Annotated in this window: 19 protein-coding genes, 6 tRNA genes and 1 other RNA gene; 11 read left to right on the top strand and 15 right to left on the bottom strand. The window is 54.2% G+C overall.

What is annotated here, in order from left to right; genetic code table 11:
- Window positions 1-296: 296 nt before the first annotated feature.
- Window positions 297-1,268, bottom strand: coding sequence for a cysteine synthase A (cysK, locus tag PGR29_RS07020; RefSeq protein WP_045362238.1), 972 nt, complete (start codon window positions 1,266-1,268; stop codon window positions 297-299).
- A 177-nt stretch (window positions 1,269-1,445) separates the two neighbouring features.
- Window positions 1,446-2,207, bottom strand: coding sequence for a sulfate transporter CysZ (gene cysZ, locus PGR29_RS07015; RefSeq protein WP_013878167.1), 762 nt, complete (start codon window positions 2,205-2,207; stop codon window positions 1,446-1,448).
- 230 nt (window positions 2,208-2,437) lie between these two features.
- Here cysZ and zipA point away from each other — a divergent pair, with 230 nt between their 5' ends.
- From zipA to PGR29_RS07000, 3 genes are all read left to right on the top strand, one after another.
- Window positions 2,438-3,520 carry a cell division protein ZipA gene (gene zipA / locus PGR29_RS07010; protein ID WP_183269006.1) on the top strand — a complete coding sequence of 361 codons (1,083 nt, stop codon included), beginning with the start codon at window positions 2,438-2,440 and terminating at the stop codon, window positions 3,518-3,520.
- 76 nt (window positions 3,521-3,596) lie between these two features.
- Window positions 3,597-5,612: an NAD-dependent DNA ligase LigA gene (gene ligA, locus PGR29_RS07005; RefSeq protein ID WP_316424298.1), complete on the top strand. Its 2,016-nt coding sequence runs from the start codon at window positions 3,597-3,599 to the stop codon at window positions 5,610-5,612.
- 1 nt (window position 5,613) lies between these two features.
- Complete coding sequence (locus PGR29_RS07000; RefSeq protein WP_013878164.1) at window positions 5,614-5,832, top strand: DUF3820 family protein; 219 nt, start codon at window positions 5,614-5,616, stop codon at window positions 5,830-5,832.
- Here PGR29_RS07000 and PGR29_RS06995 read toward each other — a convergent pair.
- Complete coding sequence (locus PGR29_RS06995; protein ID WP_013878163.1) at window positions 5,829-6,827, bottom strand: bile acid:sodium symporter family protein; 999 nt, start codon at window positions 6,825-6,827, stop codon at window positions 5,829-5,831. The two genes, PGR29_RS07000 and PGR29_RS06995, sit on opposite strands and share 4 nt — an antisense overlap.
- An 89-nt stretch (window positions 6,828-6,916) precedes the next feature.
- Here PGR29_RS06995 and PGR29_RS06990 point away from each other — a divergent pair, with 89 nt between their 5' ends.
- Window positions 6,917-7,843 carry a LysR family transcriptional regulator gene (locus tag PGR29_RS06990; protein ID WP_047037069.1) on the top strand — a complete coding sequence of 309 codons (927 nt, stop codon included), beginning with the start codon at window positions 6,917-6,919 and terminating at the stop codon, window positions 7,841-7,843.
- 84 nt (window positions 7,844-7,927) lie between these two features.
- Here the strand turns inward: PGR29_RS06990 and PGR29_RS06985 are convergent.
- From PGR29_RS06985 to PGR29_RS06965, 5 genes are all read right to left on the bottom strand, one after another.
- Window positions 7,928-8,063: non-coding RNA, RtT sRNA (locus PGR29_RS06985), on the bottom strand.
- 22 nt (window positions 8,064-8,085) lie between these two features.
- A tRNA-Lys gene (locus PGR29_RS06980) sits at window positions 8,086-8,161 on the bottom strand.
- A 4-nt stretch (window positions 8,162-8,165) separates the two neighbouring features.
- Window positions 8,166-8,241, bottom strand: a tRNA-Val gene (locus PGR29_RS06975).
- A 46-nt stretch (window positions 8,242-8,287) separates the two neighbouring features.
- Window positions 8,288-8,363, bottom strand: a tRNA-Val gene (locus tag PGR29_RS06970).
- A 46-nt stretch (window positions 8,364-8,409) separates the two neighbouring features.
- Window positions 8,410-8,485, bottom strand: a tRNA-Val gene (locus tag PGR29_RS06965).
- A gap of 258 nt (window positions 8,486-8,743) precedes the next feature.
- Between PGR29_RS06965 and gltX the strand changes: the two genes are divergently transcribed.
- A complete protein-coding gene (gene gltX, locus PGR29_RS06960; protein ID WP_020078209.1) occupies window positions 8,744-10,162 on the top strand; it encodes a glutamate--tRNA ligase in 1,419 nt (472 codons plus the stop codon).
- A gap of 55 nt (window positions 10,163-10,217) precedes the next feature.
- Here gltX and PGR29_RS06955 read toward each other — a convergent pair whose 3' ends face one another.
- Window positions 10,218-10,613 (bottom strand): YfeC-like transcriptional regulator, encoded by a 396-nt coding sequence (locus PGR29_RS06955; protein ID WP_087860071.1) that lies wholly within the window; start codon window positions 10,611-10,613, stop codon window positions 10,218-10,220.
- A gap of 7 nt (window positions 10,614-10,620) precedes the next feature.
- Entirely contained in the window at window positions 10,621-10,974 is a 354-nt protein-coding gene (locus tag PGR29_RS06950) for a YfeC-like transcriptional regulator (protein WP_013878158.1), read from the bottom strand.
- Window positions 10,975-11,193: 219 nt separating this feature from the next.
- Here PGR29_RS06950 and PGR29_RS06945 point away from each other — a divergent pair.
- From PGR29_RS06945 to PGR29_RS06935, 3 genes are all read left to right on the top strand, one after another.
- A tRNA-Ala gene (locus tag PGR29_RS06945) sits at window positions 11,194-11,269 on the top strand.
- A gap of 41 nt (window positions 11,270-11,310) precedes the next feature.
- A tRNA-Ala gene (locus PGR29_RS06940) sits at window positions 11,311-11,386 on the top strand.
- Window positions 11,387-11,596: 210 nt separating this feature from the next.
- On the top strand, window positions 11,597-13,780 hold the full coding sequence (locus PGR29_RS06935) for an EAL domain-containing protein (protein WP_213794322.1): 2,184 nt from the start codon (window positions 11,597-11,599) through the stop codon (window positions 13,778-13,780).
- A gap of 55 nt (window positions 13,781-13,835) precedes the next feature.
- Here the strand turns inward: PGR29_RS06935 and nupC are convergent, their stop codons facing one another.
- Window positions 13,836-15,038 carry a nucleoside permease NupC gene (gene nupC, locus PGR29_RS06930; protein WP_316424297.1) on the bottom strand — a complete coding sequence of 401 codons (1,203 nt, stop codon included), beginning with the start codon at window positions 15,036-15,038 and terminating at the stop codon, window positions 13,836-13,838.
- Window positions 15,039-15,383: 345 nt separating this feature from the next.
- Between nupC and PGR29_RS06925 the strand changes: the two genes are divergently transcribed.
- On the top strand, window positions 15,384-16,619 hold the full coding sequence (locus PGR29_RS06925; RefSeq protein ID WP_087860073.1) for an Nramp family divalent metal transporter: 1,236 nt from the start codon (window positions 15,384-15,386) through the stop codon (window positions 16,617-16,619).
- Window positions 16,620-16,659: 40 nt separating this feature from the next.
- Here the strand turns inward: PGR29_RS06925 and PGR29_RS06920 are convergent, their stop codons facing one another.
- Window positions 16,660-17,025: a DUF2502 domain-containing protein gene (locus tag PGR29_RS06920; protein WP_087860074.1), complete on the bottom strand. Its 366-nt coding sequence runs from the start codon at window positions 17,023-17,025 to the stop codon at window positions 16,660-16,662.
- 127 nt (window positions 17,026-17,152) lie between these two features.
- Entirely contained in the window at window positions 17,153-18,145 is a 993-nt protein-coding gene (mgrA, locus tag PGR29_RS06915) for an L-glyceraldehyde 3-phosphate reductase (RefSeq protein WP_113374460.1), read from the bottom strand.
- Window positions 18,146-18,321: 176 nt separating this feature from the next.
- Here mgrA and PGR29_RS06910 point away from each other — a divergent pair, with 176 nt between their 5' ends.
- Window positions 18,322-19,983 carry an alpha-keto acid decarboxylase family protein gene (locus PGR29_RS06910; RefSeq protein ID WP_316424295.1) on the top strand — a complete coding sequence of 554 codons (1,662 nt, stop codon included), beginning with the start codon at window positions 18,322-18,324 and terminating at the stop codon, window positions 19,981-19,983.
- On the opposite strand, the gene PGR29_RS06905 is transcribed toward PGR29_RS06910, so the two are convergent.
- Window positions 19,980-21,215: an ion channel protein gene (locus PGR29_RS06905; protein WP_213317961.1), complete on the bottom strand. Its 1,236-nt coding sequence runs from the start codon at window positions 21,213-21,215 to the stop codon at window positions 19,980-19,982. The two genes, PGR29_RS06910 and PGR29_RS06905, sit on opposite strands and share 4 nt — an antisense overlap.
- Window positions 21,216-21,479: 264 nt before the next feature.
- Between PGR29_RS06905 and glk the strand changes: the two genes are divergently transcribed.
- A complete protein-coding gene (gene glk, locus PGR29_RS06900; RefSeq protein ID WP_113374457.1) occupies window positions 21,480-22,445 on the top strand; it encodes a glucokinase in 966 nt (321 codons plus the stop codon).
- A 40-nt stretch (window positions 22,446-22,485) separates the two neighbouring features.
- Here the strand turns inward: glk and PGR29_RS06895 are convergent, their stop codons facing one another.
- Window positions 22,486-23,229, bottom strand: coding sequence for a LytR/AlgR family response regulator transcription factor (locus PGR29_RS06895; protein WP_013878149.1), 744 nt, complete (start codon window positions 23,227-23,229; stop codon window positions 22,486-22,488).
- Between the last annotated feature and the right edge of the window lies 1 nt (window position 23,230).

Here is a 23,230-nt window from a genome sequence, read left to right as displayed (position 1 = left end):
GGCGTTACGTGTGTGGCTAAGGCGTCAGCAGCGAAACCGCTGAGAGGACCTTAAGTCCGTTGACGTCTAGCACTTCATTAAACATTATGCCGCGAAAGGAAGACTTGAACCAAATCATAAAATCGATTCAGCCTGCGGAAATCCAAATCTGAATAATTTCGCGCTTCAAAATAAATGTGCTGGTTAAATACCAGACCCTACGAGGTGAATCAATGCCAGGAGGGGTAAAACTTTGACGTATGCCACAAAAAAGCACCCGAAAAGGTGCTTTTTTACACGGTTTTTACAAACTGGCACTACTGTTGCAATTCTTTCTCGGTGAAGAGATCTGCGAACAGCGCCGTGCTTAAATAACGCTCACCGGAAGACGGTAGGATAACCACAATATTCTTATTGGTAAAGGCTTCATCTTCCTGCAGCTTTAACGCCGCGGCGACAGCCGCGCCGGAAGAGATACCGGCCAGAATGCCTTCTTCTTCCATCAGGCGACGGGCGGTGGAGATAGCCTCTTCATTGGTAATAGCGACCACTTTATCGACCAGTTTCAGGTCGAGGTTGCCCGGGATAAAGCCGGCGCCGATGCCCTGAATTTTGTGCGGGCCAGGTTTCAGCTCTTCGCCAGCCAGCGCCTGAGTGATAACCGGCGAGTCGGTCGGCTCAACGGCGACGGTAATCAGATCTTTTTTGCCTTTCGTGCCTTTAATATAACGAGAAACACCGGTCAGAGTACCGCCGGTACCGACGCCGGAAATAAAGACGTCAACCTGGCCATCGGTGTCTTCCCAGATTTCCGGGCCGGTGGTTTTTTCGTGAATTTCCGGGTTCGCCGGGTTACTGAACTGCTGCAGCAGCAGATACTTTTCCGGGTCGCTGGCGACAATCTCTTCCGCCTTCTGGATGGCGCCTTTCATGCCTTTCGCGCCTTCGGTCAGCACCAGGTTAGCGCCCAGCGCTTTCAGCAGCTTGCGGCGTTCCACGCTCATGGTTTCCGGCATGGTCAGCGTCAGTTTGTAGCCGCGAGCGGCGGCGACGTAGGCAAGGGCAATACCGGTGTTGCCGCTGGTTGGTTCAACCAGTTCCACACCCGGTTTCAGTACGCCGCGCTTTTCAGCATCCCAAATCATATTGGCGCCGATACGGCATTTAACGCTAAAGCTCGGGTTACGAGATTCTACCTTGGCCAGGATTCGGCCATTACCGATGCGGTTCAGTCGTACCAGCGGCGTATGACCGATAGTCAGGGAGTTGTCTTCAAAAATCTTACTCATGGCCCGTCCTTAACTGTATGAAATTTGGGGGTACGGCTTCAGCATACCCGCTTAAACAATATCCGGAAGTAAGGATTTAGCATATCTATATGCTGAAGGGAAATAATGATGAGCAAGAAGGAATAAGACGGAAATAAGGGGCGGCGTGAACCGCCCCGAAAGAGACAGCTAAGCGCGCTATTTCCACATCGCGTGCTTATCGCGGTAGCAATCCACCCACATCGCCGTCGCGCCGCAGATAGCGACTGGCAAAATCACCAGGTTGAGAACCGGGATCATGGTGAACAGGCTGGTCAGCGCGCCAAACTGCATGTTAATGACCTTCCGCGAGCGCAGCGCCTCGCGCATGGTTTTAAACGGCACTTTATGGTTATCGAACGGATAGTCGCAGTACTGAATGGCCAGCATCCAGGCGCTAAACAGGAACCACAGTACCGGCGCGACGGTTTGACCAATGCCGGGGATAAAGTACAGCAGCAACAGAACGATGGCGCGCGGCAGGTACCAGGCAAACTTTTGCCATTCGCGTTTCATAATGCGCGGGACATCTTTCATAATGCCGAATATGCCAACGTCCGGCGGCGTGGCGCCGGTCAGCCGCGCTTCGAGCTGTTCCGCCAGCAGGCCGCTAAACGGCGCGGCAATCCAGTTGGCGATAGTCGAAAAGAAGTAACCAAATACCAACAAAATAGAGATAACCGCCACCGGCCACAGTAGGTAGTTTAACCACTGAAGCCATTCAGGCACATGGCTCATTAATGAAGGGATCCAGCTATCGAGGCGGGTAAACAGCCACCAGAACGCGCCGCCCATCAGAATCACGTTAACTAATAAAGGCAGGAACACGAAACGTCGAATCCCTGGCAGCCTGATGAGTTTCCAGCCTTGTGAAAAATAGTAGACGCCGCTACGTGGGGTAGTTGCGGATGATGAAACCATAGTCAGGCGATGCTCCTTTTTTAACATTCAGTGTGAATGCCCGCTTATTTTATCGGGTTGCCAGACAATAACCAGTTAGGAAATGTTCGAAAAAACAGCAAAAAGCACGATTTAGTTCATCTTTATGGGGTGAAAGGGGCAGACGCACTTGCACTTGATGTAATCGGCAAATACTCTTAGTGAGTAAATGTTTGCCGTGGTGGCAAGGTGTTAGAACAACAGAGAATATAATGATGCAGGATTTGCGTCTGATATTAATCATTGTTGGCGCGATCGCCATAATCGCTTTACTGGTACATGGTTTCTGGACCAGCCGTAAAGAGCGTTCCTCGATGTTCCGCGATCGCCCACTGAAACGTATGAAGTCTCGCGACGATGAAACATCGGAAGGCGATGACTTTGATGACGATGTTGAAGGCGTAGGTGAAGTTCGCGTTCACCGGGTTAATCACGCCCCGAATGGCGCATATGGGGAGCAAGAAGCACCTCGTCAGGCGCCGCAACACCAGTATCAGCCTCCGTACGAGCGTCAGGTGCAGCAGCCTGTGCGTCAGGACGAGCCGGTGCATCAGGCGCCGCCGCACGCGCCGCGCCCGCAGCAGCCTGTTGCTCCGCAGCCGCAGGCCCAGCCGCCGCATCATGTTGCCCCTGCTCAGCCGGTACATCCAGCGCAGCCGGTCCATCAGCCACAGCCGGTACCGCCGCAATACCAGCAGCCGGTGCAGCCTGCGCCGCAGCAGCCTGTAGCGCAACAGCCGGCGCCAGTCCAACAACCTGTTGCTCAACAACCTGCGCCGGTTCAACAGCCAGCCGCGCCGCAGCCGCAACCGGCCCCTGAAGCGCCAGCCGCTGAACCTCAGCAGCCCGCCGCCGCGCCGCAGCCAAAAGAGCGCAAAGAGACGGTCATCGTGATGAACGTCGCCGCGCATCACGGTTCGCAGCTTAATGGTGAATTGCTGATCAACAGCATCCAGCAGGCCGGCTTTAAGTTTGGCGATATGAATATTTTCCATCGCCATTTAAGCCCGGACGGTAGCGGACAGGTATTGTTCAGCCTGGCGAACATGGTTAAACCTGGCACCTTTAATCCGGATGCGATGGTGGATATGACCACGCCGGGCGTGACTATCTTTATGCAGGTGCCGTCGTTTGGCGACGAGCTGCAAAACTTTAAACTGATGCTGCAGTCGGCGCAGTACATCGCCGATGAAGTTGGCGGCGTGGTGCTTGACGACCAGCGTCGGATGATGACGCCGCAGAAACTGCGTGAGTACCAGGATCGTATTCGCGAAGTAAAAGAGGCTAACGCCTGATTTCTACGCGCTAGCGTGTCGTCTGCTTAATCTGAACCCCCGCCCGTCGGGGGTTTTTTATCATTGATGGTGCGATATGGAACCAATCGAACAAAAACTGACTGAACTGCGAACCACCCTTCGCCATCATGAATATCTGTATCATGTTATGGACACCCCGGAGATTCCCGATGCGGAATATGACCGGCTGATGCGCGAACTGCGCGAACTCGAAGCGCAACATCCTGAACTGATTACCCCTGACTCGCCAACCCAGCGCGTTGGCGCGGCGCCATTGGCCTCTTTTAGCCAGATTCGCCATGAAGTACCAATGCTATCGCTGGATAACGTCTTTGATGAAGAGAGTTTCCTCGCCTTTAACAAACGCGTGCAGGACCGTTTAAGCGATACGGCGGATCTGACTTGGTGCTGCGAGCTCAAGCTCGATGGCCTGGCGGTCAGCATCCTCTATGAAAACGGCGTGCTGATGCAGGCGGCGACCCGTGGCGATGGCACCACCGGCGAGGATATTACCTCCAACGTGCGCACCATTCGCGCTATTCCGTTGAAGCTACGCGGCGACAATATCCCGGCGCGTCTGGAAGTGCGCGGAGAAGTGTTCCTGCCGCAGGCTGGATTTGAAAAAATTAATGAAGAAGCCCGCCGCACCGGCGGTAAAGTGTTTGCTAACCCGCGCAATGCCGCTGCGGGCTCGTTGCGCCAGTTGGACCCGCGTATTACCGCGAAGCGACCGCTTACTTTCTTCTGCTACGGCGTTGGCGTGCTGGAAGGCGGCGAACTGCCGGCCAGCCACTCTGCCCGTTTACAGCAGTTTAAGCAGTGGGGGCTACCGGTGAGCGACCGCGTGATGCTGTGTCATTCTCCAGAGGAAGTGCTCACTTACTATCGCCAGGTTGAAGAAGATCGTCCGAAACTTGGTTTTGATATTGACGGCGTGGTAATTAAAGTCGATTCGCTGGCGCTGCAGGAGCAGCTTGGTTTCGTCGCCCGTGCCCCGCGCTGGGCGGTAGCCTTTAAATTCCCGGCCCAAGAGCAGATGACTTTTGTCAACGATGTGGAATTCCAGGTTGGCCGTACCGGGGCGATTACGCCGGTAGCGCGCCTTGAACCGGTGCACGTGGCCGGGGTACTGGTCAGTAACGCCACGCTGCATAACGCCGACGAAATCGAACGTTTAGGTCTGCGTATTGGCGACAAAGTGGTGATTCGCCGCGCGGGGGACGTGATCCCGCAGGTCGTCAACGTAGTGCTTTCTGAACGCCCGGAACATACGCGTGAAATCATCTTCCCAACCCATTGCCCGGTATGTCATTCCGATGTTGAACGCGTGGAAGGGGAAGCGGTGGCGCGCTGTACCGGCGGGCTTATCTGCGGCGCACAGCGTAAAGAAGCGCTGAAGCACTTTGTCTCCCGACGGGCGCTGGATGTCGACGGTATGGGCGATAAAATCATCGATCAGCTGGTTGAGAAAGAGTACGTCCATACGCCAGCCGATCTGTTCCGTCTCAGCGCGGGCAAACTAACCGGGCTGGATCGCATGGGGCCTAAATCGGCGCAAAACGTGGTCAACGCGCTGGAGAAAGCGAAAGAGACGACTTTCGCCCGCTTCCTGTATGCGTTAGGTATTCGCGAAGTCGGTGAGGCGACCGCCGCGGGACTGGCGGCGCATTTTGGCACAATTGAAGCGCTGGAACAGGCTTCAATTGAGGAGCTGCAGAAGGTGCCTGACGTCGGGATTGTCGTCGCCACGCATACTTTTAACTTCTTCGCCGAAGAGAGCAACCGCGAGGTCATCGCGCAACTGCGCGCTGAAGGCGTCCGCTGGCCGGCGCCGGTGGTGGTGAAGGCGGAAGAAATTGACAGTCCGTTTGCTGGTAAAACCGTGGTATTAACCGGTAGCCTGAGCCAGCTGTCGCGCGATGAAGCCAAAGCGCGGCTGGTCGCGCTGGGGGCGAAAGTCGCCGGCAGCGTGTCGAAGAAAACCGATCTGGTGATTGCCGGCGAAGCGGCGGGCTCTAAGCTTGCGAAGGCGCAGGAGTTAGGCATTGAGGTTATCGACGAAGCCGAAATGATGCGCCTGCTGGGAGAATAACGTGGATAAAGCGCAGCTCATCGAGATTGCTAATACCGAGATGCCATTTGGCAAATATAAGGGGCGCCGTTTGATCGACGTCCCGGAAGAGTATTTGCTGTGGTTTGCCCGTAAGGATCAATTCCCTGCCGGGCATCTCGGCGAGCTGATGGCGTTGACCTTATTAATCAAGACCGAGGGGCTGACGCAACTGGTGCAGCCCCTGAAGCAACCGCGTTAACCTGCCGTAGCGCGGGATTTCTCCTGCGCCTGTTGGGCGTCTGTTTGCGCTTTATAGCGACGAGCCAGCACGGCGCAGACCATCAGTTGGATCTGATGGAAGATCATTAGCGGCAGCACCATTATCCCCAGAATCGATGCCGGGAACAGGATATTCGCCATCGGTATCCCGTTCGCCAGGCTCTTTTTCGAGCCGCAGAAGACGATGGTAATTTCATCCGGCTTGCTAAAGCCGCAGCGGCGGGCGACAAAAACGTTGATCGCGATGACAATGGCCAATAGCACCAGGCTGACAACGACGATAAACAACAGCGACCCTACGCCCACTTTATGCCAGATTCCATTGACGACGGCTTCGCTAAAGGCTGAGTAGACCACCAGCAAGATCGAGGTCTGATCGGTTTTGCCAATCCATTTTTTATGTTTCGCCACCCAGCTACCGATCCACGGGCGCGACAAGTGTCCAAGAACAAACGGCAGCAGCAGTTGCAGCATAATCTTACCGACCTGTTCCAGATCGCCGCCAGCGCCATGCAAATGCATCAACAGTCCTACCAGCAATGGCGAGACAAAAATACCGAGCAGACTTGACGCTGAAGCGGAACAGACCGCCGCGGCGACGTTACCGCCGGCGAGCGAAGTAAAAGCAATAGCTGACTGTACGGTCGCCGGTAAGATACAAAGGTAAATAAAACCGCTATAGAGCATCGGGTCGACCTTAATCGGCGCCCACCACGCAAACAGAACCCCCAGAACCGGAAAAACAATAAAGGTGCTGCACATCACCCATAGGTGTAAACGCCAGTGGCTGCCGCCGGCGATAATGGCTTCACGCGACAGCTTGGCGCCGTGCATAAAGAATAACAGCGCAATGGCGGCGGTAGTGAGATGCTCGACGAAAGGGACGAATTCGCCGCGCGCCGGGAAGAACGAGGCCAGCAGAACCACGGTGATCAATGTCAGTGTAAATGGATCAAGAATGCGGAAAAGTTTCATAAACGCTCCTGAAATTCGATGCCGCTATTGTGCTTTCTTTGTTTTGAGAAATAAAATTGATTTATTGCATCTATTCATGAATAAAACAGATGAATTATTCGTTACGTCAGTTAAAGGTCTTTGTCACCGTCGCCAGGGCGCGCAGTTTTAGCCGTGCCGGGGAAATTATTGGTCTTAGCCAGTCGGCAGTGAGCCATAGCGTTAAGGAACTGGAGCACCAGACCGGCGTACGTTTGCTCGACAGAACGACGCGTGAAGTGGTGCTCACCGAAGCAGGCCATCAGCTGGCGGGCAAGCTTGAGCGTTTGCTTGATGAACTCCATGTGACCCTGCGCGAAGCGGGGCGGGTAGGGCAGCAGCTGACGGGGACCGTGCGCGTCGCCGCCAGCCAGACCATCTCGGCGCATCTGATCCCGCAATGCATCGCTCATAGCAATCGCCGCTATCCGGATATTGATTTCGTACTGCATGACAGGCCGCAGCAGTGGGTGCTGGAAAGTATCCGTCAGGGAGAGGTTGATTTTGGTATCGTTATCGATCCGGGGACGGCGGCAGACTTGCAGTGCGAGTCCGTATTGGCGGAACCTTTTCTGTTGTTATGTCGTGAGGATCACCGCTTTTCCCGGCAGTCATCGGTCAACTGGCAGGAGTTGCAAGGGGAGAGGCTGGTATTGCAGGACTATGCTTCCGGCAGTCGGCCGCTGATTGATGCCGCGCTGGCGCGTTTCGCCATCAAAGCCGATATCGTGCAGGAGATTGGTCATCCGGCGACGCTATTCCCGATGGTGGAATCGGGGATTGGTATTAGCGTACTGCCGGCGCTGGCTTTACCCTTGCCGCAGGGCAGCCGTTTGCAGGTAAAAAGATTAACCCCGGTTGTGGAACGCCAATTGATGCTGGCGCAGCGAAAAAACCGTTCGCTGTCGACCGCGGCGCAGGCGCTGTGGGAAATCGTGCGAGAAGAGGGCGCAAACCTGACATCAGCCAGAATTGAGGACCCGCTGTATCAGCGCTGAAGTTTTTTGCCTGGGCGGCGCTCCGTCGCAGGTGTCTGAGTTCTGCGCATAGCAAAAAGGCGCCTTTAGGGCGCCTTTTTACATTGGTGGGTCGTGCAGGATGACTCGGCTTCGCCTCGCCCTTCGGGCCGTCGCCGCAAGCGGCGCCGTTGTCTCACTGCGTTCGACCCGAACCTGCTGCAGGTTCGAATCTTAAAGTTCTGCGCATAGCAAAAAGGCGCCTTTAGGGCGCCTTTTTACATTGGTGGGTCGTGCAGGATTCGAACCTGCGACCAATTGATTAAAAGTCAACTGCTCTACCAACTGAGCTAACGACCCGAAGTGGTGGGTGATGACGGGATCGAACCGCCGACCCCCTCCTTGTAAGGGAGGTGCTCTCCCAGCTGAGCTAATCACCCACTTCGGTACTTCACATTTTGACAGAAAATCCAGCTGGCGAGAAAGTGGTGGGTGATGACGGGATCGAACCGCCGACCCCCTCCTTGTAAGGGAGGTGCTCTCCCAGCTGAGCTAATCACCCACTTCTCAATTTTCTGTTCTACACGGCGGAGACTACTTTAAGTAGTTGGTGGGTGATGACGGGATCGAACCGCCGACCCCCTCCTTGTAAGGGAGGTGCTCTCCCAGCTGAGCTAATCACCCCCGCTGTGTGGAGTCGCATTATAGGGAGAGTTGAAATTGAGTCAACGCCTTTTCTAAATAATTTGTTTGTTCGTCGTAAAATTAAACAAAGCGATCGCAAAATCAGCTTCGGCGTATGATTTATAAACAAAAATGGTAAAGCGTGATGTTGAGGCGGGATCTACATTGAGGAATCAGCCTGTGGTGTTAGAATATTCCCCTATCAATTCCAAGAACACTGCCGGCTATCGGCATCTTTATTAAACGTAAGGCCATTTCATGAAAATCAAAACTCGCTTCGCGCCAAGCCCAACAGGCTATCTGCACGTTGGCGGTGCGCGTACTGCTCTCTATTCCTGGCTTTTTGCACGTAACCACGGCGGTGAGTTTGTGCTGCGTATTGAAGACACCGATCTCGAACGCTCCACCCCGGAAGCAATTGAAGCCATCATGGATGGGATGAACTGGCTGAATCTGGAATGGGACGAAGGCCCGTATTTCCAGACTAAACGTTTCGATCGCTATAACGCGGTTATTGATGAAATGCTGGAAGCAGGCACAGCATATAAATGCTACTGCTCGAAAGAACGTCTCGACGCGCTGCGTGAAGAACAGATGGCTAACGGTGAAAAGCCGCGCTACGACGGTCGCTGCCGCCATGATCATCAGCATCACGCCGCCGACGAGCCGTGCGTCGTGCGTTTTGCCAACCCGCAGGAAGGTTCGGTTATCTTTGACGACCAGATCCGCGGGCCGATCGAATTCAGCAACCAGGAGCTGGACGATCTGATCATTCGCCGTACCGACGGCTCCCCGACCTACAACTTCTGCGTCGTGGTGGATGACTGGGATATGGCGATCACCCACGTGATCCGCGGCGAAGACCACATCAACAATACCCCGCGCCAGATCAACATTCTTAAAGCGCTGAATGCGCCGGTGCCGGTGTATGCGCACGTATCGATGATCAACGGCGATGACGGTAAAAAACTTTCCAAGCGCCACGGCGCGGTGAGCGTGATGCAGTACCGTGACGACGGCTACCTGCCGGAAGCGCTGCTGAACTATCTGGTGCGCCTGGGCTGGTCTCATGGCGATCAGGAGATCTTCACTCGCGAAGAGATGATCGAGTTCTTCTCGCTGGGCGCGGTGAGCAAGTCTGCCAGTGCGTTCAACACCGATAAACTGCTGTGGTTAAACCATCACTATATCAACACGCTGCCGGCGGAATATGTGGCGACGCATCTGCAGTGGCACATTGAGCAGGAAAATATCGATACCCGTAACGGCCCGCAGTTGTCCGAGCTGGTTAAGCTGCTGGGCGAGCGTTGCAAAACGCTGAAAGAGATTGCCCAGAGCTGCCGCTACTTCTATGAAGAGTTCGCCGAGTTCGACGCCGATGCGGCGAAGAAACACCTGCGCCCGGTGGCGCGTCAGCCGCTGGAAGTGGTTCGCGATAAGCTGGCAGCCATTAGCGACTGGACGGCGGAAAATGTCCACCATGCGATTCAGGCGACCGCCGATGAGCTGGAAGTGGGTATGGGGAAAGTGGGCATGCCGCTGCGTGTGGCCGTGACCGGCGCGGGTCAGTCTCCGGCGCTGGACGTCACCGTTCACGCGATCGGTAAATCCCGTAGCGTTGAACGTATCAACAAAGCGCTGGCGTTTATCGCCGAGCGCGAAAGCCAGCAGTCCTGAGGCCGAGCGTAAGCTAAAGCAAGCGGCAGGTTAATCCTGCCGTTTTTTTTCGCCGCTATTTTGTCGCGGGGCTAATACCTAACCGCGCCAGGAAGCCACTAATGCCATCGCGGGCAAGTAGATCCCGAAGGTGAGTTTGTTCTGCGGCGGTCATTAACTGCAGCGTATCGGCGATTTGCCGCCATACCGCATCCGCTTCATTGATAAAGTAGCCGCCGGGCTGTTCGGCGAGCTGATACTCTTCATTCAGATGACGAAATGCCGGAATATTGGTCAGAAAATCAATCACTGGCCGGTCGATGACAATCAAACGTGCACGCCCGCCTTTGACGCCGGGAATCGCCTCGGTTCGCCACTTTTGTTCTCGCGCCCAACGGTTGACCGTTTGTCTGGCCAGACCCAGAACCTCGGCAAGCTCCGCGGGCGTCATTTTTTCTTTTAGTTTCATCATTCTTATTTTACTGGCCGCGTATTCCAAGACGGTTTAACAACCCGGTAATGCCTTCGCGTAGCAGCAGCGACATTAGCTGCTTCTGTTCGCGATGAGTCATCTCTTTGCAGAGCGTAAGCAATAAGGGTTCGAGATCGGTCTCAGCGACCGAATAGGGCGAGGGCGTTTCCGCTACGCGCTGGGCATTGCGGATAAACTCCCGTACCTGCTCGTTAACGTGTACGAGACGCGCTTTGCCTCCCTGTACGCCAGGCCGCGGAGAAGTTTGCCACCCCTCTTTACGAACCCATTTATTAATCGTCTGTCGGCTAAAGCCAGTTAGATGCGCAATTTCTTCCGGAGTCATTCGTTCCTTGAGCATACTATTTCCTGAGTAAATATGTGGGAATTAGTGCTTCATGTTATAGCATCCTTTTACAGGAAATAGTGACATGTTTAACGCCTGCCTGCGATAAGGCTCGCATTGTCAGCTATTTGCCTGCTTTTTCAGCGATTGAATCAGGAGGGGTAATTTTGCCGTTGACACCTGGCGAAGGAATTCATATTATGCCGCCCGTCAACACGACACGCTTTACGTTACGGGGCTATAGCTCAGCTGGGAGAGCGCTTGCATGGCATGCAAGAGGTCAGCGGTTCGATCCCGCTTAGCTCCACCAAATTCTGCACCCAGCGGATTTGGTTCGTAAAGAGGTCCTGTGGGGCTATAGCTCAGCTGGGAGAGCGCTTGCATGGCATGCAAGAGGTCAGCGGTTCGATCCCGCTTAGCTCCACCAAAATTCGAACCCTCGCTACGGCGGGGGTTTTTGCTTTTGGCGCCGTCAATGTAAATGACGTTAAGCTTACGTCAGCGTGTATCGAGCAAATAAAAACCAACGTAATTTAGGAATTTTTCTCGGTTTATTTTCTTGCCTGCCATTATTAACCAACATACTATTTTCTGATTGCTTATAATTTTTTAGCCGCAGAGGTGTTGATTAACAATAATGACTGACATATTTAACATCAAAGTTAAAAAAACTCTGCTGGCGTTAATTGTTTGTTTGATTTTTATTCCGCTTTCTCGATTAATTTCTCCGCAAACCCTTATCGACGGAAAACAAATTTATCTGGCATGGCTACCATTAAGCGTCATGTACGCAACCATTTGTATTTTCGGTCGTTACGCCGTTGCTCCTTTGATTGTTGCGTTTGCAATTACTAATACATTTATAATAGATCTAACTTATACGCAGGCCGCTATCCTGTTATTCTGTCAGTTATTTTCCGTCTTTTTCACCTTCGCAATCATGCGCTCGTTGTCGGGGAAAAAATGGCGTAGCGGAAGGCCGGCCAAGCGCCATATTGGTCGCCGTATCTTCTGGGGCGGCTTCTTTGCCCCCATCCTGCTTAAGCTGACGATGTATCTGGCGGGGCGCTTCTTCGCTTTCCCGCTTGCCGTTTCCAGCTACTTTAGTACCGCCTCGATTATCTATTCCGTTATTGATATCCAGGCGTTGATATGTGCCGCCTTAATCTTTACGACCGCTTTCTATTATCCGATGAGAATGATAGTTAGCCCACGTTATCGGCGGGTGTTTTGGGCCCGTCATTGTCAACCGTGGCTGGTGAAAGAAAAAAGAACCTTTACCGTGTATTGGTTTATAGCATTAATCGCAATCATGCTGGTGCTTTGCGCGCCTTTTGATTCCGATTTAATTGCCGGATATCTGGTGCCAATTATTTTCATTCTCTACTTCGTTGGTATTGGGCGGCTGGGGCATGAGTTAATTCGCATTACGTGGGCTATTTCGGCATTCTTTTTAGTGGCCTATAACAAAAACTTTCTGCAGGGTGTTCAATCGGGGTACTCCTTGTCATTTGTCCTGTCGGTGCTAATTTCATTCACGATTTGTTTGTTTTACATGACGGATATTTATTCGCGTAGCGACAGAATTAAACAACGCTGGCGCGATCGGGCTGAAGAGGATCCGTTAACCGGGTTACCCAATCTGCGGGCTCTGGAGGGACATTTGCGCCAGTCGCCGCGGGTGGTTATTAGCAGTCTGCGCATCGAAAACCTGGACTTCCTTAGCCGCCATTACGGCATGATGATGCGCGTAGAGTGCAAACGGCAAATAGCCCGCCGCCTGCAGCCGCTCCTGGATCACCGCGATAAAATTTATCAGCTCCCGGGTAGCGAGTTATTGTTGGTGATAGAAGGGCCGGATCCGGCTGCGCGGCTAAATCACATTGTCGCGATGCTTAACCACGCAAAATTTAACTGGCATAACCACGCTCTCGATTTAGAGTTTGGCGCGGCGTGGGGCAGCTACAGCGGCATTGAGACGGAATTACATCCCATGCTCGGCCAGCTTAGTTGGCTATCGGAGCAGGCTGGCGCCGTGCAGCGGGTGCTGGCGTTAGATACCGCGCAGGAAGAGGTTTCCGATCAAACGACCGAACAGGTGCGGATGCTGACGAAAATTAAACAAGCGCTGAACGAGCGTAATCTTCTGTTATATGCGCAGCCGATTCAGAATGCAGAAGGGGAAGGCTATTACGAAATCCTCACCCGTATGCGCTGCGGCGAGACGATTATCACCCCCGATCGTTTTATTCCGCTTATTGCACAGTTCAACCTCAGTCAGCGCTTCGATATGCTGGTGCTGGAAACGCTGTTCAGCCAGCTTGATCAACATCCCGGCCGACGTTTCTCCGTTAATTTGCTGCCGTATACGCTGATGCAAAAAGATAGCGCCGCACAGATTATCGCGCTGTTTAAGCGTTATCGCGTTTCGCCTGCTTATATCACGATTGAGATAACCGAAGAACAGGCGTTCTCGAATGCGGATACCAGCATGCATAATATTCAGCTGCTGAGCGAGTTCGGTTGCGCTATCGCTATTGATGACTTCGGTACCGGTTACGCTAACTATGAGCGTCTGAAAAGCCTGCAGGCGGATATCGTAAAAATTGACGGCTGCTTCGTGCACGAAATCGAGAGCGACCAGCTTGATGCGATTATCGTGAAATCCATTATCGAAATCGCGAGGGCGAAACAGTTAACGGTCGTCGCAGAGTACGTAGAGACCCAGGCGCAGAAGGCGATGTTACTGGCGCTGGGCGTCGATTATTTGCAGGGCTACTTGATTGGCAAACCACAGCCGTTAAGCGAATTGAAGGCGTAAAAAAGCCGGGCGATGCTACAGCCCGGCTTGTTATTTTATTAACGTCTGTTTGAGATTACAGTACCAGCGCAGCGATAGAGGCTGACAACACGCTGACCAGCGTGGAACCGTAAACCAGTTTCAGACCAAAGCGAGAAACCACGTTACCTTGCTCTTCATTCAGGCCTTTAATCGCCCCGGCGATGATGCCGATAGAAGAGAAGTTGGCGAAGGAGACCAGGAAGATGGAGATGATACCTTCCGCACGCGGGGAGAGCGTCGCTGCCACTTTCTGCAGATCCATCATCGCCACGAATTCGTTAGACACCAGTTTGGTCGCCATAATACTGCCGACCTGCAGCGCTTCGCTCGCCGGCACGCCCATTACCCACGCAACCGGGTAGAAGATGTAGCCAAGGATCCCCTGGAAGGAGATGCTGTAACCAAACCAGCCGGTAACGGTGGCGAACAGGGCGTTAAGTGCGGAGATCAGCGCGATAAAGCCGATCAGCATCGCCGCAACGATAATCGCTACTTTAAAGCCTGCCAGAATGTATTCGCCCAACATTTCGAAGAAGCTCTGACCTTCGTGCAGATTGGACATCTGCAGGTTTTCTTCGCTCTGCTCAACGCGATACGGGTTAATCAGCGACAGGACGATAAAGGTGCTGAACATGTTAAGCACCAGCGCGGCAACCACATACTTCGGCTGCAGCATAGTCATATAGGCGCCGACGATGGACATCGAAACGGTAGACATCGCGGTTGCCGCCATGGTGTACATACGGTTGCGAGACATTTTGCCGAGAATATCTTTATAGGCGATGAAGTTTTCCGACTGGCCGAGGATCAGCGAGCTGACGGCGTTGAAGGATTCCAGTTTGCCCATGCCGTTAACTTTCGACAGCACGGTACCGATAGCGCGGATGACAATCGGCAGAATGCGAATATGCTGTAAAATACCAATCAGCGCGGAAATAAAGACGATTGGGCACAAAACCTTCAGGAAGAAGAAGGCCAGACCTTTATCGTTCATGCTACCGAATACGAAGTTGGTGCCTTCGTTGGCGAAACCGAGAAGTTTCTCGAACATCTCAGAAAAGCCTTTCACGAAACCCAGACCGACATCGGAGTTCAGGAAGAACCAGGCCAGCAAAACTTCAATAACAAGTAATTGAATAACATAACGAATGCGGATCTGCTTACGGTTGTGACTGACCAGCAAGGCCAGTATAGCCACCACAACGATCGCGAGGACAAAATGCAAGACGCGGTCCATATTTGCTCCAAATATGAGGCAGGTTAAATTTCCGTGCACATTCTATGCAACAAGCCTAAATAAAACGAGATCGAATCCACACTATTGCAAGGATATGTGACCAATAACAAAAATAGTGATCAATCGTACATTTTTGTTATGTTATGCAAAGGTATTAAAAGTTGCATTAATGTACTAATCTGATGAAAGGCGCGTTGTCCACATCTTCACGCCCGTTTTGTTGTTTGGCCTACTATCGTTCCCTCCTATCAAAGCAATCATTATCACCTTTCTAAATGAACTTGATAATCATTCGCATTTTGATAGCATTAAACATAGCAAAGGCTATATTTCCAGGGGCAGAAAATGACTAGCAGTCGCGTTGAGAATAGCAGCGGTCGCGCAGCGCGCAAGATGAGGCTCGCACTGATGGGGCCCGCATTCATTGCTGCCATCGGCTACATCGATCCGGGTAACTTCGCCACGAATATCCAGGCTGGCGCCAGCTTTGGCTATCAATTGTTATGGGTAGTGGTATGGGCGAACCTGATGGCGATGCTGATTCAGGTGTTATCGGCCAAGCTCGGTATCGCCACCGGTAAAAACCTCGCGGAACAGATCCGCGACCATTACCCACGCCCGGTGGTGTGGTTTTACTGGGTACAGGCGGAAATTATCGCCATGGCGACCGATCTGGCTGAATTCATCGGCGCGGCCATCGGCTTTAAGCTGCTGCTCGGCGTTTCCTTATTACAGGGGGCGGTGCTGACCGGCGTCGCCACCTTCCTGATCCTGATGTTGCAGCGTCGCGGGCAGAAACCGCTGGAAAAAGTCATCGGCGGGCTGCTGCTGTTTGTGGCGGTGGCCTATGTGGTCGAGCTTATCTTCTCGCAGCCGGCGATAGCGCCGCTGGCCAAAGGTATGATTATTCCGAGCCTGCCGAATGGCGAAGCGGTATTCCTTGCCGCCGGGGTTCTCGGGGCGACGATTATGCCGCACGTTATTTATCTGCACTCGTCGCTGACGCAAAACCTGCACGACGGCTCGCGCAAAGAACGCTATAACGCCACGCGTTGGGACGTGGCGATTGCGATGACCATTGCCGGCTTCGTTAACCTGGCGATGATGGCGACCGCTGCCGCTGCGTTTCACTTCAACGGCCACACCGGAGTGGCCGATCTCGACCAGGCTTATTTAACTCTCGAGCCGCTGCTTAGCCATGCCGCCGCGACGATTTTTGGTCTCAGTCTGGTTGCCGCCGGTCTCTCGTCGACTGTAGTCGGAACGCTTGCCGGGCAGGTCGTGATGCAGGGGTTTATCCGCTTCCATATTCCGCTGTGGTTTCGCCGGACAATTACCATGCTGCCATCGTTTATCGTGATTTTGATGGGGCTGGACCCGACGCGTATCCTGGTAATGAGTCAGGTGTTGCTGAGCTTCGGGATTGCGCTGGCGCTGGTGCCGCTGCTGATTTTTACCAGCGATGCGCGGTTAATGGGCGATCTGGTAAACAGTCGGTGGGTAAAACGCATCGGTTGGCTGATTGTGGTGATTGTGGTGGCGCTGAACGGCTGGCTGATTATTGGTTCCGCATTAGATTAAGGCGGACAACAAAAAAGGGAGCTTTCGCTCCCTTTATCAATTAGTGGTGCCCGTGGCCATGTCCTCGACCACCGCCCCAGCCACCGTGACGACCGCCCCAATCGCCACGGCGATCGTTCCAGCCTTCGCGATAACCGCGCTCGTAAGCACGACCGCGATCCCAGCCGCGTTTATCCCAACCGCGATGCCAGCCGTTATCATGGCGATGCCAGCGATGATCGCGCCATTCATAATGACGACGCCAGTAGTCACGGTCGCGCCAGCCGCCACCGTCCCAGTAGTTACCGTAACCGTCACGATCGCCAATTTGTAATTTTACCGATGGCAGCAGGGTGATTTCACCAGCATTGGCGATAACCGGCGCGCACGCCAGCAGTACCGCAGCCAGAATCAGTGACCTGAACATACTCTTCTCCTCACGATCGGGTCTTAAATGACCTGTTAACCAGATATTACGAGCCGGTAAAGAGGCGTAGCATCAGGGAACTCTTAAATCGCAAGAAATAGCATTTTTTGCCAAAGTAAAAATGAGTTTACACCGCAAGGATCGCGTCAATGGCGGCGCACTCTTCAGCGCTGAACTGGCGGTTGCTTAACATGCCCACGGCATCGTCCAGTTGCGCTGTCTTACTGGCGCCGATCAGCACTGACGTCACCTTATCTTCACGCAGTACCCAGGCTAACGCCATCTGTGAGAGCTTCTGTCCGCGGCGCCCGGCAAGGGCGTCAAGCTGGCGGACTTTTTCCAGCCGCTCGGCGGTGAGCTGTTCCGGCTGTAAAAAACGGCTATTGCTGGCTGCGCGCGAGTCTGGCGGAATACCGTTTAGATAGCGGTTGGTCAACTGGCCGCCAGCCAGCGGTGAAAACGCTATACTTCCCACGCCTTCGGCCTGCAACATCGCTAATAATCCTTCTTCCACCCAACGTTCAAACATCGAATATTTGGGTTGGTGAATCAGGCAAGGCGTGCCGAGATCGTTGAGGATAGCGAGAGCCTGACGCGCCAGCTCGAGCGGGTAGTTCGATAAACCAACGTAGAGCGCTTTTCCCTGGCGAACCAGATGATCCAGCGCGCGCATGGTCTCTTCCAGCGGCGTTTCCGGGTCCGGGCGGTGGTGATAAAAGATATCGACGTACTCAAGACCCATCCGCTTCAGGCTCTGGTCGAGACTGGCGACCAGATACTTGCGCGATCCCCAGTCGCCATAAGGACCATCCCACATGGTATAGCCGGCTTTACTGGAGATGATGAGTTCGTCGCGGTAGGGCAGAAAATCTTCTTTCAGGATCCGCCCAAAGTTGCTCTCAGCCGATCCCGGCGGTGGACCGTAATTGTTCGCCAGGTCGAAGTGGGTAATACCAAGGTCGAAGGCGTGACGCAGCAACTGGCGGCTGACCTCTACCTGTGTTTCATCGCCAAAGTTATGCCACAGGCCGAGAGATATCGCCGGTAGCTTCAGGCCGCTGCGCCCGCATCGGCGGTACTCCATGGTCTGATAACGCGTGTCGCTTGCCTGGTAAACCATACTTCCTCCGCATCAAAACAGGGTGTGTATACGTTTACACTAATCAATGTTGTACGCGGAGTATATGGGGAAAACGCGTAAATTTTGCTTTCCACCCTCTTTATTGCTCACAATCTGGACAGGTAAAGCGCATATCTAATACTCAGATTACCTGCACAATAACAAGGATTATGGATATGCAACCGACTTACACCATTGGCGATTATCTGCTGGATCGTCTCGTAGATTGTGGTATCGATCGCCTGTTCGGCGTGCCTGGTGATTACAACTTACAGTTTCTCGATCACGTGATAGCCCATCAAAATTTGGGATGGGTCGGCTGTGCTAACGAACTGAACGCGGCCTACGCCGCTGACGGCTATGCGCGCATAAAAGGCGCCGGCGCGCTGCTAACCACCTACGGCGTAGGGGAGTTAAGCGCGTTGAATGGGGTGGCCGGTAGTTATGCAGAACATATCCCTGTACTGCATATTGTGGGCGCGCCTTCTACCGGCGCGCAGCAGCGCGGCGAACTCCTGCACCATACGCTCGGCGATGGCGATTTCACCCATTTCTCGCGGATGAGCGAACACATTACCTGTACTCAGGCGACGCTAACGGCTGGCAACGCCTGTCACGAAATTGACCGGGTATTAAGCGACATGCTGACCCACCACCGCCCTGGGTATCTGATGCTGCCTGCCGACGTGGCGAAAGCCCGCGCGGTGCCGCCGGCCCGCGCGCTGGTGATTAAGGGCCCGGCGGCCGATGAAAACCAGCTTGCCGGCTTCCGTGAGCACGCGGCCAAACTGTTACGCAGCAGTCGCCGCGTGTCGCTGCTGGCGGATTTTCTCGCCCAGCGTTACGGCCTGCAAAACACACTACAGCAATGGGTTAAGTCCGCGCCGATTACCCACGCCACCATGCTGATGGGAAAAGGGCTGTTTGACGAACAAGGCTCAGGTTTTGCCGGGACCTATAGCGGGATCGCCAGCGCGCCGCAGACTCGCGAGGCGATGGAAAGCGCCGATGCCATCATCTGCGTGGGTACGCGCTTTACCGATACGATTACCGCCGGCTTTACCCATCATTTGCCAACGGAGAAAACCATCGAAATCCAGCCGTTTGCCGCACGGGTTGGCGATCATTGGTTCAGCCGGATCCCGATGGATCAGGCGCTGGCGGCCCTCATTGATGTTTCTGGCAAGCTGTCCGCGGAATGGAGTGCGCCAGATATCATCGCGCCCGACGCTTCCGGCGCGCCGCAGGGCAATCTGACGCAGAAAAGCTTCTGGAGTACGGTCGAGAAACAGCTGCGGCCGGGCGATATTATTCTTGCCGATCAGGGAACCTCGGCATTCGGCATCGCCTCATTAAAACTTCCCTCGCAGGCGACGCTGCTGGTGCAGCCGCTATGGGGCTCTATCGGTTTTACGCTACCTGCCGCTTACGGCGCGCAGACAGCCGCCGCGGACAGAAGGGTGGTATTAATCATTGGCGATGGCGCCGCGCAGCTCACTATCCAGGAGATGAGCTCGATGCTGCGCGATAAGCAAAAACTGTTAATTTTGCTGTTGAATAATGAGGGCTACACCGTCGAGCGCGCGATTCACGGGCCGGAACAGCGCTACAACGATATCGCGTTGTGGGACTGGAGCCGCTTCCCTGATGCTTTTGCGCCGGATACGCCTTCCCGCTGTTGGCGGGTATCGCAAACCGGCGAGCTGGCGGAGGCGATGGCCGATAGCGTTAACTCCGATAAGCTAACGATGGTCGAAGTCATGCTGCCAAAAATGGATATTCCTGATTTCTTACGCGCTGTCACTCAGGCGCTGGAAAATCGCAACAACCGCAGCTAATCGCCGCGGCGCCTGGCAATCATCAACGGCTTCCCGGCCAGCAGTAGCCAGGCCGGAAGCATCACGATACACAGCAGCGGCAGCAAGGTGGTATCCGGTACCACCACTGCCGCCATAAACAGGCTCAGCCAGCCATCGCGGGTGACGACCAGCACCAGACCGAGGATCGCGCAGGAGATGGTAATGGCGGCCGGTACCGCTTCAACGTGCGCATGCAGCATTAGCCCCAGCGAGACGCCGACAAACACCGCCGGGAAAATACGCCCGCCGCGAAAGCCACAGGCGGCCGCCAGCACCAGCGCCGCCAATTTCACCACGGCAATGAGCAGAAAATCACCGGCGCCAAGCGTCTGGCTGGAAGCCAGTTGCTGCATTTCGTCCAGGCCTTTAAACAGCGTAATATGGCCGCCAATAACGCCCAGGATCCCCAGTAAAAAACCCCCGATGCCGAGCATTAACACCGGATTTTTCAAGCGGTGGACGAGCGCGTGCAGACGCGGCAGACACCACACGGCGACCATGCCGACGGCGATGGCGATAAGCGTGACAATCGCGCCGCTGATGATATCGACGATGCGCAGGTGCGGATAGTGCGGGATTGGTAGGGTGAAATTGGGATGGAAAAAAATACCGGTCGTCAATGCGCCTGCCGCCGCCGCCAGCAACGGCGCGAACAGCCGGTCCCATAACGGAACGTCGCTGCTGCTATTGAGCGTTTGCGAAAAAATAAGCGCCGCGGCAACCGGTGTACCGAACAGCGCGCCGATGGTTCCCGACGCGGCAAGAATTGTCCAGTCCAGCGAACTTACCCGCGGAAACAGACGCGAGCCAAGGGCGACGGCAAGCGCGATATTGACGACCATGATCGGATGTTCCGGCCCGAGGCTAACGCCGCCGGCGAGGCCGAGAATCAACGCCGCCAGTAACCCCGGTAGCGCGCTGGTGGCGATGGGCGCGCCGATTAAGGATTCGGTTGCCGGATCTGGCCCACCATGTCCAGGACTGAAACGGACCACCAGCCCCACGGCAATCCCGGTGAGAGTGAGGATGGCTATTATCCATAGCGGACTATCGGCGGCAATGCCGACATGTGCCGGCAGGTCGCTCCACAAGATGCTCTGCAGAATTGCGGCGATCTTCATCGCCACAATCAATACCAGGCTGGAAGCGATGCCAATAATAATGGCCGGTATTGATAACAACAGCATCGTTCTGGCGCGCGGGTGCAGCATGAAGGGTTCCTTTTAAATGTCCTGAAGCGCTACTTTGCCTGTCTCTGTAAAGAGCTTCGGCGCAAATGGTGCTGAAACGATAAACTTAAGGCCAAACCTGACGTTGCGTGTATGAAATAAGATGCCGTGTTACATAGATTACAGTCTAATTGTGACCAATGTCGCTAAACTACCGGCGGCTGTACGTTGGTCGTTGTTGTTATGTCGCCATGAATTTACAGTGTGCGAAAAGAATTATTTTGACTTTAGCGGAGCCGTAACGGAATGACAAAATTTGCTTTAGTAGGAGACGTCGGTGGAACTAACGCCCGTCTGGCGTTATGTGATATCGCAAGCGGGGAGATTTCCCGCGCTAAAACTTATTCCGGGCTCGATTACCCAAGCCTTGAGGCCGTTGTACGCGTCTATCTCGACGAACAAGCCGTGAAGGTTGATGATGGTTGCATCGCCATTGCTTGCCCCATCACCGGCGACTGGGTGGCGATGACCAACCATACCTGGGCTTTTTCTATTGCCGAGATGAAAAAGAACCTCGGATTCGCGCATCTGGAAATCATTAATGATTTTACCGCGGTGTCGATGGCGATCCCGATGCTCAAAGCCGAGCATCTGATCCAGTTCGGCGGCGCGCAACCGGCGGAAGGTAAACCGATCGCAGTCTACGGCGCAGGCACCGGTCTTGGCGTAGCGCACCTGGTACACGTTGATAAACGCTGGGTGAGCCTGCCGGGCGAGGGCGGCCACGTTGATTTCGCGCCGAATAGTGAAGAAGAGGGCATTATTCTCGAAGAGCTACGCAGCGAGTTGGGCCACGTGTCCGCCGAACGCGTTTTGTCCGGCCCTGGGTTGGTTAATCTGTATCGGGCGATTGTTAAATCCGATGGTCGTTTGCCGGAAAACCTACAGCCGAAGGACGTCACTGAACGTGCGCTGGCGGATACCTGCATTGATTGTCGCCGCGCGCTGTCGTTGTTCTGCGTCATTATGGGGCGCTTTGGCGGCAATCTGGCGCTGACACTCGGCACATTCGGCGGCGTGTACATCGCGGGCGGCATTGTCCCGCGTTTCCTTGAATTCTTTAAAGCGTCGGGTTTCCGCGGCGGATTTGAAGATAAAGGGCGCTTTAAAGCCTATGTGCAGGATATACCGGTCTATCTCATCGTTCACGATAACCCAGGCCTGCTGGGCTCCGGCGCGCATCTGCGCCAGACGCTGGGGCACATCCTTTAAGTCGCTTTCAGTCGGGCGGCGTCTGCCGCCGCCCATCTCACTACAGATTCATCAACTGGCGAAACTCTTTCACCTTACTGCGGCTAACCGGTACCTGAAATTCAAGGTCGCGTAGCCGTAGGACGTAGGTGTTGTTGAACCATGGCTCTATTTCGCGAATTTTATTCAGATTGACGCAGTACGAGCGGTGGCAGCGAAAGAAGTGCGCAGCCGGCAGCTTGCTGCAGAATTCAGTGATGTTCATCGGCATGACGAATGATTCACGGCGCGTATAAACGAAGGTCATTTTTTCATGCGCTTCCGCGTAATAAATATCGTGAATGCTGGTGACGATGATCCGCTCGTCTTTAATCAGATTAATGGTGTCGTTTTCGCGGGTTGGGTTGTGCGCGGGCGCGCCGCTCACCGCCACCTGCTGCTGTTGCTGCCAGGCGCTGGACAGCTTCTGCAGCATGTTAATAATCCGCGATTCCTGATAAGGCTTAAGGATGTAGTCAAACGCTTCCAGTTCAAAGGCTTCCACCGCATGTTCTTTCCACGCGGTGATAAAAACGATAAACGGCTTATGCGCGAACTGGCTAATATTTTGCGCCAGCAGTACGCCGTCCAGAGAGGGAATATTGATGTCGAGAAAGATGGCATCGACTTTATTGTGCTGCAGGAATTTCAGCACGTCGAGACCGTCGTCAAAGGTGCCGACGATCTCCATCTGGCTGTGAGTATTAATCAACCAGGTGAGTTCCTGCTGCGCCGGGAACTCATCCTCAACAATAATGACTTTCATG

The organism is Klebsiella sp. 141203, from assembly GCF_032601985.1.
GTDB lineage: Bacteria > Pseudomonadota > Gammaproteobacteria > Enterobacterales > Enterobacteriaceae > Klebsiella > Klebsiella aerogenes.
Note: the sequence above shows the minus strand (reverse complement) of the source record. Positions and strands in the feature narration are given on the sequence as shown.